We start from the raw sequence: 13,493 nt of genomic DNA, 5'->3' as shown, positions 1-13,493 counted from the left end.
CCCTCCGGCAACCGGTGGGAGCACCAGACCGGCGCACGTCGGTCCGCACGCGCCCCCCATCCTGCCGTCGATCCCTTCGCCGCACTGGCGGCGCCCGTCTCCGGCACCCGCCGACGGATGGCGGCGGACACCCGGCCCGATCCGCCCGGCGAACCTAGACTGACCCCATGGCCAGGCTCAACGACAAGGTCAGGGAACTGCTGCAGGAGTACGCCGAGCTGATCTCGATCACCGGCGGCGACGCCTTCCGCGCCCGCGCCTACGAGAAGGCCGCCCGAGCGATCGGCGGCCACCCCGCGGACATCGACGGCCTGGACGTGAAGGAGCTCCAGCAGATCCCCGGGGTCGGCAGGTCCACCGCCGAGAAGATCGCCGAGTACCTCACCGGCGGGCGGATCGAGGCACTGGAAACGCTCCGGGCCGAGATCCCGACCGGAGTGCGCGCGATGATGTCCGTCCCCGGCGTGGGACCGAAGCGCGCGCTCGCGCTCTACCGTGACCTCGGTATCGCCTCCGTCGACGAACTCGCCGAGGCGATCCGCGCCGACCGGCTGAGCGAGGTCCCCGGTCTGGGCGAACGCAGCGGCGAGAAGATCCTGCACGGCATCGAACTGATCCGACAGTCCGGCGGCCGGACGCTGCTGGACGCCGCCACCGCGCTGGCCGAACGGATCGTCGCGGCACTGACGGCCGTACCGGGGTGCACCCGCTGCGCGTACGCGGGCTCGCTGCGCCGGATGCGCGAGACGGTCGGCGACATCGACATCCTGGCCACCGCCGAGGATTCGGCGCCCCTGATGACAGCACTCACGACGCTTCCCTACACGGCCGAGGTGATCGGCACCGGGCCGACCAAGACCTCGATCCGCACCACGGACGGGATCCAGGTCGACCTGCGCGTGGTCACGGAGGAGGACTGGGGCGCGGCCCTCGTCTACTTCACCGGCTCGAAGGCGCACAACATCAAGCTCCGGACGATGGCGGTGCGGGCCGGCCTGAAGCTCTCCGAGTACGGACTCTTCGACGCCGAGAGCGGCGAGAAGATCGTGTCGGCGAGCGAGGACGAGGTGTACGCCGCGCTCGGCCTGCCCTGGATCGCCCCGCCGTTGCGCGAGGACCGGGGCGAGATCGAGGCGGCCCTGCGCGGCGAACTGCCGGAGCTGGTGGCCGAGGCGGACCTCCGCGGCGACCTGCACACCCACACCGATCTGACCGACGGGCTGGCCACCCTGGAGGAGATGATCGACACCGCGGCCGCCCGCGGCTACGCGTACTACGCGGTCACCGACCATGCCCCCGACCTGGTGATGCAGCGGATGACGGCCGAGAAGATGCTCGCCCAGCGTGAGCGGCTGCGGGACCTGGCCGGACGGCACCGGCGGATGCGGCTGCTGCACGGCACCGAGTTGAACATCGGACCGGACGGCACTGTCGACTGGCCGGCCGAGTTCCTGTCCGGCTTCGATGTCTGTGTGGCGTCCGTCCACTCCCACTTCGGCGCAGGCCGGGAGGCCCAGACCCGTCGGCTGATCCGCGCCTGCGAGAACCCGCACGTGCACATCATCGGCCACCTCACCACCCGCCGGATCGGCCGGCGGGGACCGATCGACGTCGACCTGGACGCCGTCTTCGCCGCTGCCGCCCGGACGGGGACCGCGATCGAGATCAACAGCTCGCCCCAGCGCCTCGACCTGCGGGACGAGGACGTGCTCCGGGCCAAGCGCCACGGCGTGAAGTTCTCGATCGACAGTGACGCGCACGCGGTGCCCCACCTCGCCTATCCCAGGTACGGGATCGGCACCGCCCAACGCGCATGGCTGACTGTCGACGACGTGATCAACGCCTGGCCGTGGCAGCGCCTCAAGCGGTTCCTCCGCAAGGACGCGCTCCGCACCTGAGTGTCCGACCCGAGATGGTTCGATCAGAGTCAGAAAAATGCCCGATTTGTGGAATTTTTTCCGGATACCCCTGGTGTGGCGCTCACCCTAGGCGCATCATGGTGGTGGGCCTGTGAGGTAGCCGCGGAGGTTCGACCGCAGGAGGCAGTGGCGACAGATCGAGACGGATCAGGGTCTGCCGCTGGTACCTCGGTCGACGATCGAACTATTGGCCGGAGGACGGGATGTCCGGAGGCCACCCCCTACCTCGCAGGTTCCGCATGTCCGGCCGGACCCCTCGCCGGCCGGACGTCCTGCGTCGACCCACCACTGGTCAGGCGCCGGCTTCCGCCCGCTACGGTGCGGTCGGCACCGTGTACCCCATCTCCCACGCGTGCACGGCGATGCCCACCCGGTTCTGCACACCCAGCTTGCGCTGGATGCTCGCCACATGCGTCTTCACCGTGCCGGGGGAGATGAAGAGTTCGGCGGCGATGTCGGCATTGGTCCGGCCGGCCGCCACATGACCGGCGATCTCCACCTCGCGTTCGGTCAACGGCGCCGCGGGGGCCGATCGGCGGTCCACCCTCCGGGGTGCGGTCACATGCTGGAGCAACCGCACGGTGACCGCCGGGCTGATCAGGCTCTCCCCTCCCGCCGCCGCCCGGACCGCCTCGGCGAGCAGGACCGGACCGGACCGCTTCAGGAGGAACCCGGAAGCGCCGTGCCGCAGGGCCGGATAGACGTACTCGTCCAGGTCGAAGGTGGTCAGCACCACCACCCGCACGGGCGTGACAGCCCCCGGACCTGCCAGGCGCCTGGTGAGTTCCAGGCCGTCCATCCTGGGCATCCGGATGTCCACGAGCGCGACGTCCGGGCGTAGCTCCGCCGCGAGTTCGAGCGCGGCGATCCCGTCGGCCGCCTCCCCGACCACGGTGATGTCGGGCTGGGCCTCCAGGATTCGCCGCACGCTCCGGCGGACGGCTTCCTGGTCGTCCGCGATCAGGGTACGGATGGGATCCGGGCTCGGACTCGTCACGCACGGAAGTCTCGCACGGCCGGCCGTAGGCGGGCCCGGCCCCTCGACGCCCTGGCGGACGGTCACAGCGGAACCGGTGGGGGACGAAGCGGGTTCGGCGACCATGGCAGGCCCTCCTACTGGCACGGGATACGGTCGATCACGACTACGAGCATCGCCGCTCACCGAGCCGCTGCCATCTGCCGATCGGCACACTTCTACGGCCGATTTCTTTCCGCTTTCTTTCCGCGCCCCTGCCGTTCGGCCTAGCGGACCGGCAGTTCGCAGCTCGTCCGCCAGCCCTTCGGCCGCAGCGGAGCGGGCTCCAGCGGTCCGGACTCCAGCGTTCCGCCGTACACGGCGAGGCGTTCGGCGAGCCCCGGCAGGCCGGTCCCGCCGCTGTCCCGAAGGCGACGCAGCCCACGGATACCGCCTGCCGCCTTGCCGTCACTGCTCACCGACACCCGTACCACCGCCGCCCTCCCGCCCTCGGCTGCCTGGACCTCCAGCCGAACGACCGCCTCCGCGGCGTTCGGAGCGTGCCGTCGCACATTGGTGAGCGCCTCCAGCACCACCGCGTACGCGGCGCCCTCCGCCTCCCCCGACAGCAGACCAGCAGCCTCCTCCGCCGCCTCGAGTCGGGCCCGGGTAGGACCGGTCCGGTCGAAACGGCCCACCAGCTCCGGCAGGTCGGCCAACCCGTACACCCGGGTCGCACCGGCCGCACCCGCCTGGCTCCCGATCCCGCCTCCAGAGTCCGCCCCGCCGTCCCCGCCGTCCCCATCGCGACCGCCACCGTCCTCGGGCGGCTCCCGCAGCGCCCCCACCATCGCGTCCATCGAGTCCAGCGCGCGCAGGCCGGCCTCCTCCAGCCGCCGCAACAGTGCCGCCGTCTCCTCAGGTTCCTGACCACCCGGCAGTTGACCGGCCTGGGCCTCCAGCACGATGCCGGTGATCTCGTGCGCCACGAAGTCGTGCAACCCCCGCGCCACCTCCAGGCGCTGCTCGCGCCGTGCCTTCGCCACCGCGCGCTCGCGCCGCGCGTCCAGGACCCGCAGATACAGGCTCGCGCCGACCACGACGGCCAGTGGCACCCCCGAGGTCAGGACGGCCAGCAAGGAGGCCGTCCAACCACCGTTCGGGGTCCGGACGGTGAAACGCAGCGGCACGGCCACCACCGCCATGGCCGCCAGGACACCCACCGGCCCGGCCCACCGCCCCCGGGCCCGCCGGACCACCCGGCCCGCCAGCATCAGCAAGGCCGCCCACTCGAACGGCAGCCAGAAGGCCGCCAGCCGGTACGGGCCGGAGTAGACCAGGTCGAGCAGCAGCGAGGCGGCGGCCACCCCTCCCACCGCGCCGGCGAGCGACACCCGGCCTCTCGGCCACGGCACCGCGGCCACCAGCACCGCCGTCGCGGCCGTGCCGGCCAACAGGAGCGCGACGGAACGCTGACCTGGATGCGCCAGCAGGACGGGCGCGAGCACGAACAACGCGGCCACCGCTCCCACCGGTCCACGGAGCGCCGCGAGACGACCCGCACCGTTGCGGGACGCGGGGACGGCGAGGGCGGGAACGGCGGACCGGCCGTAGGCCGTGTCCACCGGGGAATCGGCAGGCATACGTCCGAGCCTAAGGGCGCACTGTCGGCCGGCCGACGGCCCCCGCCCCTGGCCAACTCCTCTCGAAACGAGCCGAATCCACCACAAGCAAGGTCAAACTCCCTCGTCCGAGGGAGGTACGAGCTCCAGAAAGGGGGGATGTTAGTCCGTGACCGAACAGAGAGCCGGACCGGCTCGACCAGGCCCAGGAGAGGACGCCCTCCCATGCGCTTCCGCACCAGCACCACGCCCGCCCCGGCCGACTCCTACCTGCCTTCGGGGCACCCGCCCGGAGCCACCGGGGCGCGGTACCTTTCATCGGGACCGGCACCGGCGCCTCCTCGGCCGGCGCACCGGGCCGAGCCGCTGCCGCGTACCGCTGCCGCCACCACTCGCCCCAGCTCGCCGCACGGATCCGGAGGACCAACCCGATGCCCACCAGTGATCGCCCGCCCTCCGACCCCGTCCGGTCACACCTCGCCCCGTCACCCGCCGTCGGCCGCACCGCCGCGACGACGACGGTCGGCCGCCGATGAGTGCCGCGCCCGGCCTCGGACGGCTCGCCGCCGTCGGCCCGTACTTCGCGCTCGACACCGGCGACGTTCCCGGGCAGGGCCCGCCACCGGGCTTCCGGCCGCTGCGGGAGTTCTACGCCCCGGGCCGGGACAGCCCGTTGGCGGCCCGGGTTCGGGAGGTCGGCCGGAGGCTCGGCACCACTGAGGCACGCGTCGCGGCCTCGATCCTGCACCTGGGCCTCGCCGCCAGATTCTGCTCGGTGGGCCTCGGCACCGCCGTGCTGCTCGGCGACGTCCCCGACCTGACCCCCGACGAAGCGTGGGTCCGCGTCCCCGAACAGGGGCCGATCGACCTCTGGGCTCCCTACCCGCCCACGTCGACGGCACAGCCCGCCTCGGAGGTCACGCTCACGTCGGCCGATCCAGGTCGGCTCGCCGACCGGTTCCACCGAACCGTCGTCGAGGGGCAGTTGACGGAGCTGGCGGTGGCCGTTCGCTCCACGGTCCCGCTCTCCGACCGGCTGCTCCGGGGGAACGCGGCCTCCGCCCTGGCCGGTGCTCTGCGCATGCTGGACACCCACATCGCGCGAGCGGCCCCCGACAAGACCTGCATGGATCCGGGACTGGCCCGGATCCTGGTCGCCCACGTGCTCGACCACCCGCCTCTGGCCGGCACGGGGACCCTGACCGTCGGCGGTGCTCAGCCCGGCAGCGGGTTCCGACGCACCAGTTGTTGTCTCTACTACCGGGTCGGTCCGCAGGCAGGCGTCTGCGGTGACTGCTGCTTCACCCGTCCACCGCGCCGCCCCTGAGTCGAAAGGAGCGAGCAGAGGGCCCGACGCCCGGACCCACGCACAGTCCCGACGGACCCACGCACAGTCCCGGCGCGAGCTACCGCTCCAGTGTGGCGGCCAGCAGGTTGGGGTCGCTCCTTGAGTAGAAGGCCGCACTCGCCACGTACACCCGGTCACCCCGGATGCCGACCGAGGTCGGGTTGGAGAGACCGTCCGAAGCGTCGAGAACGGTGTGCCGAGTACCGTCACCGCGGAGGTAGACGGCCTCGCTGGAGGTGTTGAGCGCCGCGATCAACTCGTCACCGATCCCGACGAAGGCGAAGTCGTCGAGCCCTGCCAGCCCGTCGGCACGGAGCTCGACGGGGCCGGCGGAGCCGTCCCGACCGATCGGGATTCGCAGCAGCGAGCCACTGTCGGTGTTGCCGACCCAGACGGCACCGCGGTGCACCTTCAGGCCGTTGGCTCCGAACGCACCGGTGGGCTTGAGGCGGGCGTCGTCGGACCAGACCACCGGGGCGCCGCCGGCCGTCGGCACGACCCGGACCAGGCCGAGCGCCGAGTCTGCGGAGTACAGCACGCCGGCATGCTCGTCCAGTGCGAGGCCGTTGGGCAGGCTGTTCGCGGGGAGGGCGGCGATGCGTTCCGGTTCACCGCCGGGGCAGAGCCTCCAGATACCGGTGAGGTCCTCGGTGCCGGTGGCGTAGGCGAAGTACAGCGTGCCGTCGTGGGCGCGGGCCAGGCCCGAGACGGCGGCGGCGCCGATGACCGGGGTCGCGGGGTGTGCGGGTGCGGGCATGGCGGCCAGGACGACGACCCGGCCGGCGCGGTCGAGGTGGACGACCTGGCGGGCGAAGGAGAGGGTGAGGTCCACCGAGCCGTCGGGTTGGACGGCGATGTTCTCGGGCTGGCGGCCCTGGGCCAGATCGAAGTGGGCGACGATCCGGGGCTGCGAGAGCGGCGGCGCGACGGCAACGGCCGGGGTCGCGGCGAGCAGCGCCAAGGTGATGACGGTGACCGGCATCGCTCCCAGCACCCGGTCGGCAAGAGCGGTACGGAGTGGACGGGTGGCGGAGGACGCATGGACCGCGCAGGAGCCGTGAGGCGCCGGGCACTTACGGGCAGGGCGGAAGGGTCGAGGCACGGCGGTACTCCTCGGGGACGGCGAACGGACGGGGCGGCGGCCCCCGTCGGCAGAGCACGCCCGATCCTGCCATCCGGGGGGCAGCGGGCCGTGCCGCCACGCAGGTCAGCCGATCCACCGCGCCGGGGCGGCGGGGCGCGTCTCGACGGCTGTGGCCCGCAACCGGCTTGTCCAGAGCCGGTCGCGGGCCTCCGGTCCCTCCCCGGAGTCGATGCCTCTGTCACCGGGTGAAGCTCGCTCGCGAAGTTGACGGCCGATCAGGTACGAGTTGGCCCTCGCGACCAGGAGTAGGGGGTGGCTCGCATCGGGAGTAGCGGCGTCACCAGCGCCAGGCCCGTCACCCGAGGTCCGTCAGCCCAAGCCCGTCACCCGTCACCCCAGGTCGAAGACCCCGTACGAGAACCCGTCCGCCCGCAGCTCACCTGCCGCTCCGACCCGCACACCCTGGACCTCCAGCGGGGTGACCCGACCCACCCGACCCGCCCTACCCACCCGATCGGCCCGGTCGGCCGCGCCGATGCCGTCCAGCAGACCGTCGAGCGGGAGAACCGCCGGTTCCCGCCGCGGGTTGACCACCACCAGGTACCGCCCGGCCCGGGTGTACACCAGCGGGTACCCCGCGTGCCGGACCTCCACCGAGCCTCGCGTCCCGAGCCCCGGGTGCTTGCGGCGCAGTGCGATCAGCCGCCGCACGGTGTGCAGCAGCGAGGTCGGGTCGGCCCGCTGGGTGCCGACGTCCGGCCGGTGGGGGTCCGGATCCACCGGGAGGTAGAGCCGGTCCGCCGGGGCGGTCGAGAAGCCCGCGTTCGGGCCGGGCGCCCACTGCATGGGTGTGCGCGAGCCGGCCCGGTTGTACGTCGGGCCGAGCACGCTGCCCTCGGTGTCGGGAAGGTCCGGCACATAGCGCATGCCGATCTCGTCGCCGTAGTACACCGCGGGCAGGGTGGGCCAGGTCAGCAGCAGCGCGAAGGCCGGGGCGAGTTGCTCGGCGGTGCGCGGTCCGGTCGCGAGCCGGGAGAAGTCGTGGTTGGCGGTGGGGAGGGCGATGTGCCCGGCACCCTCCGTCAGTTGGGCCGCCGAGCGCCAGGCGTCCAGGAACACCTGGGGCGTGCCGCGTCCCTCGGCCTCGAAATAGCACGGGCCCTGCTTCCAGAAATCCTCCACCGTCCCCGCGTTGTTGTTCCAGAGCGAGCGCAGCGGCAGGCCGTGGTCCGTGCCGCCGAATTGGAGGAGGAAGTCCGCGTGGAAGCCCGCGGCGACGGCGGCCGCCGGGTCGCCCCACTCGGCGAACAGCGCGGCCTGCGGGTGGTCGCAGTCGAGCCAGTCGCGCAGCTCGGCCCAGAGCTTGCCCGTCTCGATGAAGCCCGGGTCGTCCTTGACCAGGGAGGAGGCCATGTCGACCCGGAAACCCGCCAGTCCCAGGCCGAGCCAGTGCGCCATGATCCCGCGCAGTGCGGCGCGGTTGGCACGAGGCCCCTCGGCGTCGACGGGCTGGCGCCAGGGCTGTTGGGGGTCCTCGCGCCCATAGCCGAAGTTGAGTGCCGGCTGGCACTCGAAGAAGTTCGGCCGGTACCACCCGGCCCGGCTGCCCGGCGAGGCGACGAAGCCGTCCGCCGGCCGGTCGGACCAGATGTAGCGGTGGTCGGACGGGTCCTCGGCCGAGGCCCGGAACCAGGGGTGCTGGTCGGAGGTGTGGCCGGCGACCAGGTCCAGCAGGATCCGGATGCCCTTGCGGCGCGCCGCCTCGACCAGGGCGGCGAGGTCGTCGGCCGTGCCGTAGCGCGGGGCGGGTGTGAGGTAGTCGGTGACGTCGTAGCCCGCGTCACGGAAGGGCGAGGCGAAGCACGGGTTCAGCCAGACCGTGTCCACGCCCAGCCAGGCGAGGTGGTCGAGGTGCTCGGTGATGCCCGCGAAGTCGCCGATGCCGTCGCCGTCGGAGTCGGCGAAGGTCTGGGGGTAGATCTGGTACAGCACCGCGTCGGTCAGCCAGTCGGGGCCGGGGCGGGTCGAGGTCATGGGTGGGATCCTCCTACCGGGTGCCGGGGGGCTACCGATTCTCGTCGAATCCCCGTCGCCCCAACAGTCCGGCTCGGCCACTCCCTGACCGGCGTGTGACTCCCGGAAGGAGCCCCCAGCCATACCGCGCGCCCTCCCGAGCCCCTCCCACTCCTTCGCGCCCCGCGTTGGCACCCACCGTGTCGGACCTACGGCTGACCAGATGCCGCACTGCGGCCATGGCGCGCGTCGAGCGCCTCGCGACAACGCGCGTCCAATCCTGGCAGGCCCTCTGCGGGGCGGCGCCACCTCCTCACCGCCCCGCGCACGGAACCGCCCGCGACCGGAGTCTCCCCATGACCGGCCCCCCCGGAGTGGACGACGCCGACGCCGACACAGTCGCCCCGGTCACCCCCGCTACCGGGGCGCGCAGGCTTCCGTGAACGCCCGGGCCCGGCGGGTGATCTCCGCCCAGTCCCCGGCCGCGACGGCCTCCGGCGGCACCACATCCGTCCCCGCACAGACGGCGAGCGCTCCATGCGCGAGGAACTCCGCCGCGTTGCTCGCATTGACACCGCCGGAGGCGACCAGCGGGACATCGGGGTACGGGCCCCGCAGGTCCTTGAAGTAGCCGGGGCCGAACGCCCGGGCCGGGAAGATCTTCACCGCCGCGGCGCCGAGGTCCACCGCCTGGGCGACCTCGGTCGCGGTAAGGGCGCCGAGGATCACCGGGACTCCTGCCGCGTGCGCGACATCCGCCACATCGGGCCGCAAGCCGGGCGTGACCAGGAAGGACGCCCCGGCGGCGAGCCCCTGCTCGGCTTGCTGGGCGGTGAGCACCGTCCCGACGCCGACCCGGTGGCCGGCCTGTGCCGCCCTGTGCAGGTGGGTCGTCACATCGGGGGTGGTGAACGTGAATTCGGTCCAGGTGATACCGCCCTCGGCGAGCGCGGCGCAGAGCGCGGCGGCGTCCGGTATCCGTGGCGCCCGGACGACCGCGACCACCGGCGAGGCGGCGAGCGCGGCCCGCGCCGCCTCCGCCATGGCGGCAGCAGAGGGCGTACGGGCCGCGGCGCCCGGGCTCCCCGGACCCGGACCCGGACCCGGACTCGGGCCCGCAGGCTTCCGAGCCACGAAGCTCGCTTCGACCGACCACGGATCAACTGAACTCGAATTCACGGCGTTCGCTTCCATTCCACTCGGATTCGCCTGGGCGCCCGGACTCACGGGGCGCTCTGATTCACGGGGCACCCGGATTCACGGGAACCGGCCCCGCACCGGCCCCCACCACCACCGCGCACCCACCACACCCACCACACCCACCACCGCACGCACCACCGGCGGGCTCGGCTCCACAGCACGCGGCTGTCATATCGCCTCCGCCCCGCGCCCCGTCCGGCGCAGCGCCCGACCGGGACGCGCGCCCGTGGTGCGGCCCTGCTCCACCACGGCCACACCGTTCACATAGACGTGTTCCACGCCCACGGCGGGCCGCCTCGGCTGCTCGAACGTGGCGGTGTCCTGGACCCGCTCGGGGTCGAAGAGGACCAGATCGGCGTGGAACCCGGGGGCGATCCGCCCACGTCGGTGCAGCCGCAACCGGGCCGCGGGCCGCCCGGTCATCCGGGCGACCGCTTCCTCCAGCGTGAGCACGCCGGACTCCCGGACGTACCGGGCCAGGTAGCGGGGGAAGGTGCCCCAGGCCCGCGGGTGCGGGCGCGCGCCGACCAGCAGTCCGTCGCTGCCGACGGTGTGCACGCGGTGGCGCATGATCGCCCGGACGTTCGCCTCGTGGCCGACGTGCTGGAGGATGGTGGTGGCCAACTCGTCCTGGAGCAGCAGGTCGAGGAACAGCTCCGTGCCGCTCCGGCCCTGCTCGGCGGCGAGTTCGGCGATGGTCCGGCCGACCGCATCGGCGAGTTCGGGGGCCCGGACGCCGGAGAGCTGGATGGTGGTCCAGTCGGTGACCACGCCGTGGCAGCCGTCGCTGCCCTTCTCCTCCACCTCGTACTGGATCCGCTCGCGCGCCACCGGGTCGCCGAGCCGCTCCAGGGTGGCCTGCGGTCCGCCTTCGGTGGCCCAACTGGGCAGCAGGGCCGCCAAGGTGGTGGATCCGGGCAGGTAGGGGTAGCTGTCCAGGGTGAGGTCGACGCCGTCGTCGAGGGCCCGGTCGAGCAGGGCCAGCAGTTCCCCGGCGCGGCCCTCGTTGACGCCGAAGTTCATGGTGGCGTGGGTCAGATGGAGCGGGCAGCCGGACCGCCGGGCGATCTCGACCATCTCCGCGTAACCCTCCAACGCACCTGCCCCGTAGGAGCGTTGGTGGGGGGCGTGGAAGCCTCCGAAGCCTGCGACGACCCGGCAGAGTTCGACCAGCTCGGCCGTTCCGGCGTACATCCCCGGGGTGTACGTCAGGCCGCTCGACATCCCGACCGCGCCCTCGACCAGCCCCTGCGCCAACAGCTCGCGCATCCGGTCTAGTTCGGCGACACTCGGGGCCCGGTTCTCCCAGCCCATGGCGAGCATGCGCAACGAACCGTGCGGCACCAGGTAGCAGGCGTTGACGGCGGGGCCGGTTCGGTCCAGCCGGTCCAGGTAGCCGCCGACGGTACGCCAGTCCCAGTCGAGGTCGTCCGGGTCCCCGTTCCAGCCGGCGATCTGGCGGCGTAGCGCGGGCAGGGTGGTGTCGTCGACCGGCGCGTAGGACAGGCCGTCCTGGCCGAGGACCTCGCAGGTCACGCCCTGGGTGACTTTGGCCGGGTGCTCCGGTTCGCGGAGCAGGGCGAGGTCGGAGTGGGCGTGCATGTCGATGAACCCGGGCGCCAGGACCAGCCCGTCCGCGTCGACCGTCCGCGTCGCACCAGCACCCGACCGACCGACGCCACCGACGCCACCGGCACCGCCACCGACGCCACCGCCACCGCCACCGCCACCGCCACCGACGCCACCACCAGCACGGCCGCTACCCGCACCACGCGGCACCACCGCACCCCCCGGCGCTCCGACCTCGACGATCACCCCGCCGGCGATTCGGACGTCCGCCCGGAACCGTCCCGCCCCCGTGCCGTCCACCACCGTGGCGCCACGGAACAGCACGCTCCCGCCGCCCCTGGCGCTCATCAGAAGAACGTCCTGACCAGCCCGGTCACCTTCGGCTCGGCCGCCGAGGCATCGTCCAGCACGGGGATCAGCGTCCACTTGTCGAAGGCGGTGCACGGGTGCGAGATGCCGAGCCGCAGCACGGCGCCGACCGGCGCGAGGTCGCCCGCGTCCCGGAGGAACGCGTGCTGGTCGTTGAGCGCGGTGATCCGCGCAGCCGTACCCGTCAACTCCGCCCCGCCCCGGACCAGATGCGGTTCCGGCAGGCCCTCGTCGAACGGCAGGTCGCGCTTGCCCGCGTCCAGCAGCGCCAACTGCGGCTCCGGCCGGGACACCACGCGCGCCCACCCGTGCAACGCCCCACGCAGCGCACCCCCACCGCCGGCCCCCGACTCCTCCGCACCCCGGGCGAGCGGCGAGATCCCCCGGTAGAAGCCGTCGTCGTGCGCGAGGTACGCACCCGAGCGCAGCACTACGAAGGCCTCCGGCAGCGACCCCAACTCCTCGGCCACCAGGTCGAAGTAGGCGCTGCCTCCGGCCGTGACCACGGGCGCCGCATCCTCGGCGTACCGACCGGCCAGCCGCCCGTGCAACTCGGCCAGCGACCGCAGGTACCCGCGTACGGCGCCGAGCCCGCCCTCGCTCGCGTCGTGGGCCAACGCCCCCTCGTACCCGCCGATGCCGGCCAGCCGGAGGGTCGGCGCGCGGCGGGCGGCATCCGCGATCTCCACCGCACCGTCGACGGTGCGGGCGCCGGTGCGGCCACCGGGGCCGCCGAGTTCGACCAGCACCTCGACCGGACGCTCGGCACCGGCCGCGCGCAGTGCCTCGTCCATCAGCCGGACGCTCTCCACCGAATCGACCCAGCAGGCGAAGGCGAAGTCGGCGTCGGCGGCGAGCTCTCCCGCCAGCCAGCGCAGGCCCGCCGGGTCGAGCAGGGAGTTGGCGAGCAGCAGCCGCCGGACACCGAAAGCTCGGGCCACCCGGAGCTGCGGCAGGTTGGCGAGGGTGATGCCGTGGCTGCCCGCGTCCAGCTGGGCCTGCCAGAGCGCGGGGGCCATGGTGGTCTTGCCGTGCGGGGCGAGCGCCACGCCGGCGTCCGCGCACCAGCGGGCCATGGTGCGCAGATTGTGGTCGAGCGCGCCCTCGTCGAGCGTGAGCAGCGGAGTGCCGAGGTCGGCCAGGGTGGGTTCGGTGGCCAGGTACTGGCTGACGGTCAGGCCGGTGGCGGCCGACGGCAGGGCCTTGAACCGCCAGTCGAGCACCTCCTCGGCGAGTTCCGCCACCGCGTCGGCATCGATGCCGGGACCGCCGCCACCGGGACGGCTACCGCCACCCCTGCCGCTGCCATCAACGCCACTGCTGCCACTACCGCCACTGCTGCCACTGCTGCCACTGCCACTGCTCGCGAAGGTCTGGTCCACCGTCTTCCTCCATCTGCCATATTGCAACATGT

9 protein-coding genes are annotated in these 13,493 nt (G+C 73.0%); 2 read left to right on the top strand and 7 right to left on the bottom strand.

The window, feature by feature from the left end; genetic code table 11:
• Window positions 1-167: 167 nt before the first annotated feature.
• Entirely contained in the window at window positions 168-1,898 is a 1,731-nt protein-coding gene (polX, locus tag SM793_RS17890; protein ID WP_320439190.1) for a DNA polymerase/3'-5' exonuclease PolX, read from the top strand.
• 334 nt (window positions 1,899-2,232) lie between these two features.
• Here the strand turns inward: polX and SM793_RS17885 are convergent, their stop codons facing one another.
• Window positions 2,233-2,916: a response regulator transcription factor gene (locus SM793_RS17885; RefSeq protein WP_320439189.1), complete on the bottom strand. Its 684-nt coding sequence runs from the start codon at window positions 2,914-2,916 to the stop codon at window positions 2,233-2,235.
• Between the two features lie 245 nt (window positions 2,917-3,161).
• A complete protein-coding gene (locus SM793_RS17880) occupies window positions 3,162-4,517 on the bottom strand; it encodes a sensor histidine kinase (RefSeq protein WP_320439188.1) in 1,356 nt (451 codons plus the stop codon).
• Between the two features lie 511 nt (window positions 4,518-5,028).
• Here SM793_RS17880 and SM793_RS17875 point away from each other — a divergent pair.
• Window positions 5,029-5,823, top strand: a complete 795-nt coding sequence (locus tag SM793_RS17875; RefSeq protein ID WP_320439187.1) for a (2Fe-2S)-binding protein — start codon at window positions 5,029-5,031, stop codon at window positions 5,821-5,823.
• 79 nt (window positions 5,824-5,902) lie between these two features.
• Here the strand turns inward: SM793_RS17875 and SM793_RS17870 are convergent, their stop codons facing one another.
• The 5 genes from SM793_RS17870 to SM793_RS17850 all read right to left on the bottom strand — a co-directional run bounded on the left by SM793_RS17870 (window position 5,903) and on the right by SM793_RS17850 (window position 13,461).
• Window positions 5,903-6,826, bottom strand: a complete 924-nt coding sequence (locus SM793_RS17870; protein ID WP_320439186.1) for a hypothetical protein — start codon at window positions 6,824-6,826, stop codon at window positions 5,903-5,905.
• 492 nt (window positions 6,827-7,318) lie between these two features.
• Window positions 7,319-8,962: an alpha-amylase family glycosyl hydrolase gene (locus SM793_RS17865; RefSeq protein WP_320439185.1), complete on the bottom strand. Its 1,644-nt coding sequence runs from the start codon at window positions 8,960-8,962 to the stop codon at window positions 7,319-7,321.
• Between the two features lie 396 nt (window positions 8,963-9,358).
• Window positions 9,359-9,985 carry a bifunctional 4-hydroxy-2-oxoglutarate aldolase/2-dehydro-3-deoxy-phosphogluconate aldolase gene (locus SM793_RS17860; RefSeq protein WP_320439184.1) on the bottom strand — a complete coding sequence of 209 codons (627 nt, stop codon included), beginning with the start codon at window positions 9,983-9,985 and terminating at the stop codon, window positions 9,359-9,361.
• 324 nt (window positions 9,986-10,309) lie between these two features.
• Window positions 10,310-12,058 (bottom strand): D-aminoacylase, encoded by a 1,749-nt coding sequence (locus SM793_RS17855; protein WP_320439183.1) that lies wholly within the window; start codon window positions 12,056-12,058, stop codon window positions 10,310-10,312.
• Complete coding sequence (locus tag SM793_RS17850) at window positions 12,058-13,461, bottom strand: alanine racemase (RefSeq protein WP_320439182.1); 1,404 nt, start codon at window positions 13,459-13,461, stop codon at window positions 12,058-12,060. The genes SM793_RS17855 and SM793_RS17850 overlap by 1 nt, the downstream gene beginning before the upstream one ends.
• Between the last annotated feature and the right edge of the window lie 32 nt (window positions 13,462-13,493).

Origin of the sequence: Kitasatospora purpeofusca, from assembly GCF_034043715.1 — a bacterium.
GTDB classification, from domain to species: domain Bacteria; phylum Actinomycetota; class Actinomycetes; order Streptomycetales; family Streptomycetaceae; genus Kitasatospora; species Kitasatospora purpeofusca_A.
The sequence above is the reverse complement of the archived record's forward strand: the minus strand, read 5'-3'. Positions and strand labels throughout refer to the sequence as shown.

What these genes read in the sequence shown, in the direction of transcription:
- polX (WP_320439190.1), top strand. Translation starts at nt 168, where the DNA reads ATGGCCAGGCTCAACGACAAGGTCAGGGAACTGCTGCAGGAGTACGCC.
- SM793_RS17855 (WP_320439183.1), bottom strand. Translation starts at nt 12,058, where the DNA reads ATGAGCGCCAGGGGCGGCGGGAGCGTGCTGTTCCGTGGCGCCACGGTG.
- SM793_RS17880 (WP_320439188.1), bottom strand. Translation starts at nt 4,517, where the DNA reads ATGCCTGCCGATTCCCCGGTGGACACGGCCTACGGCCGGTCCGCCGTT.
- SM793_RS17860 (WP_320439184.1), bottom strand. Translation starts at nt 9,985, where the DNA reads ATGGCGGAGGCGGCGCGGGCCGCGCTCGCCGCCTCGCCGGTGGTCGCG.
- SM793_RS17875 (WP_320439187.1), top strand. Translation starts at nt 5,029, where the DNA reads ATGAGTGCCGCGCCCGGCCTCGGACGGCTCGCCGCCGTCGGCCCGTAC.
- SM793_RS17865 (WP_320439185.1), bottom strand. Translation starts at nt 8,962, where the DNA reads ATGACCTCGACCCGCCCCGGCCCCGACTGGCTGACCGACGCGGTGCTG.
- SM793_RS17870 (WP_320439186.1), bottom strand. Translation starts at nt 6,826, where the DNA reads ATGCCGGTCACCGTCATCACCTTGGCGCTGCTCGCCGCGACCCCGGCC.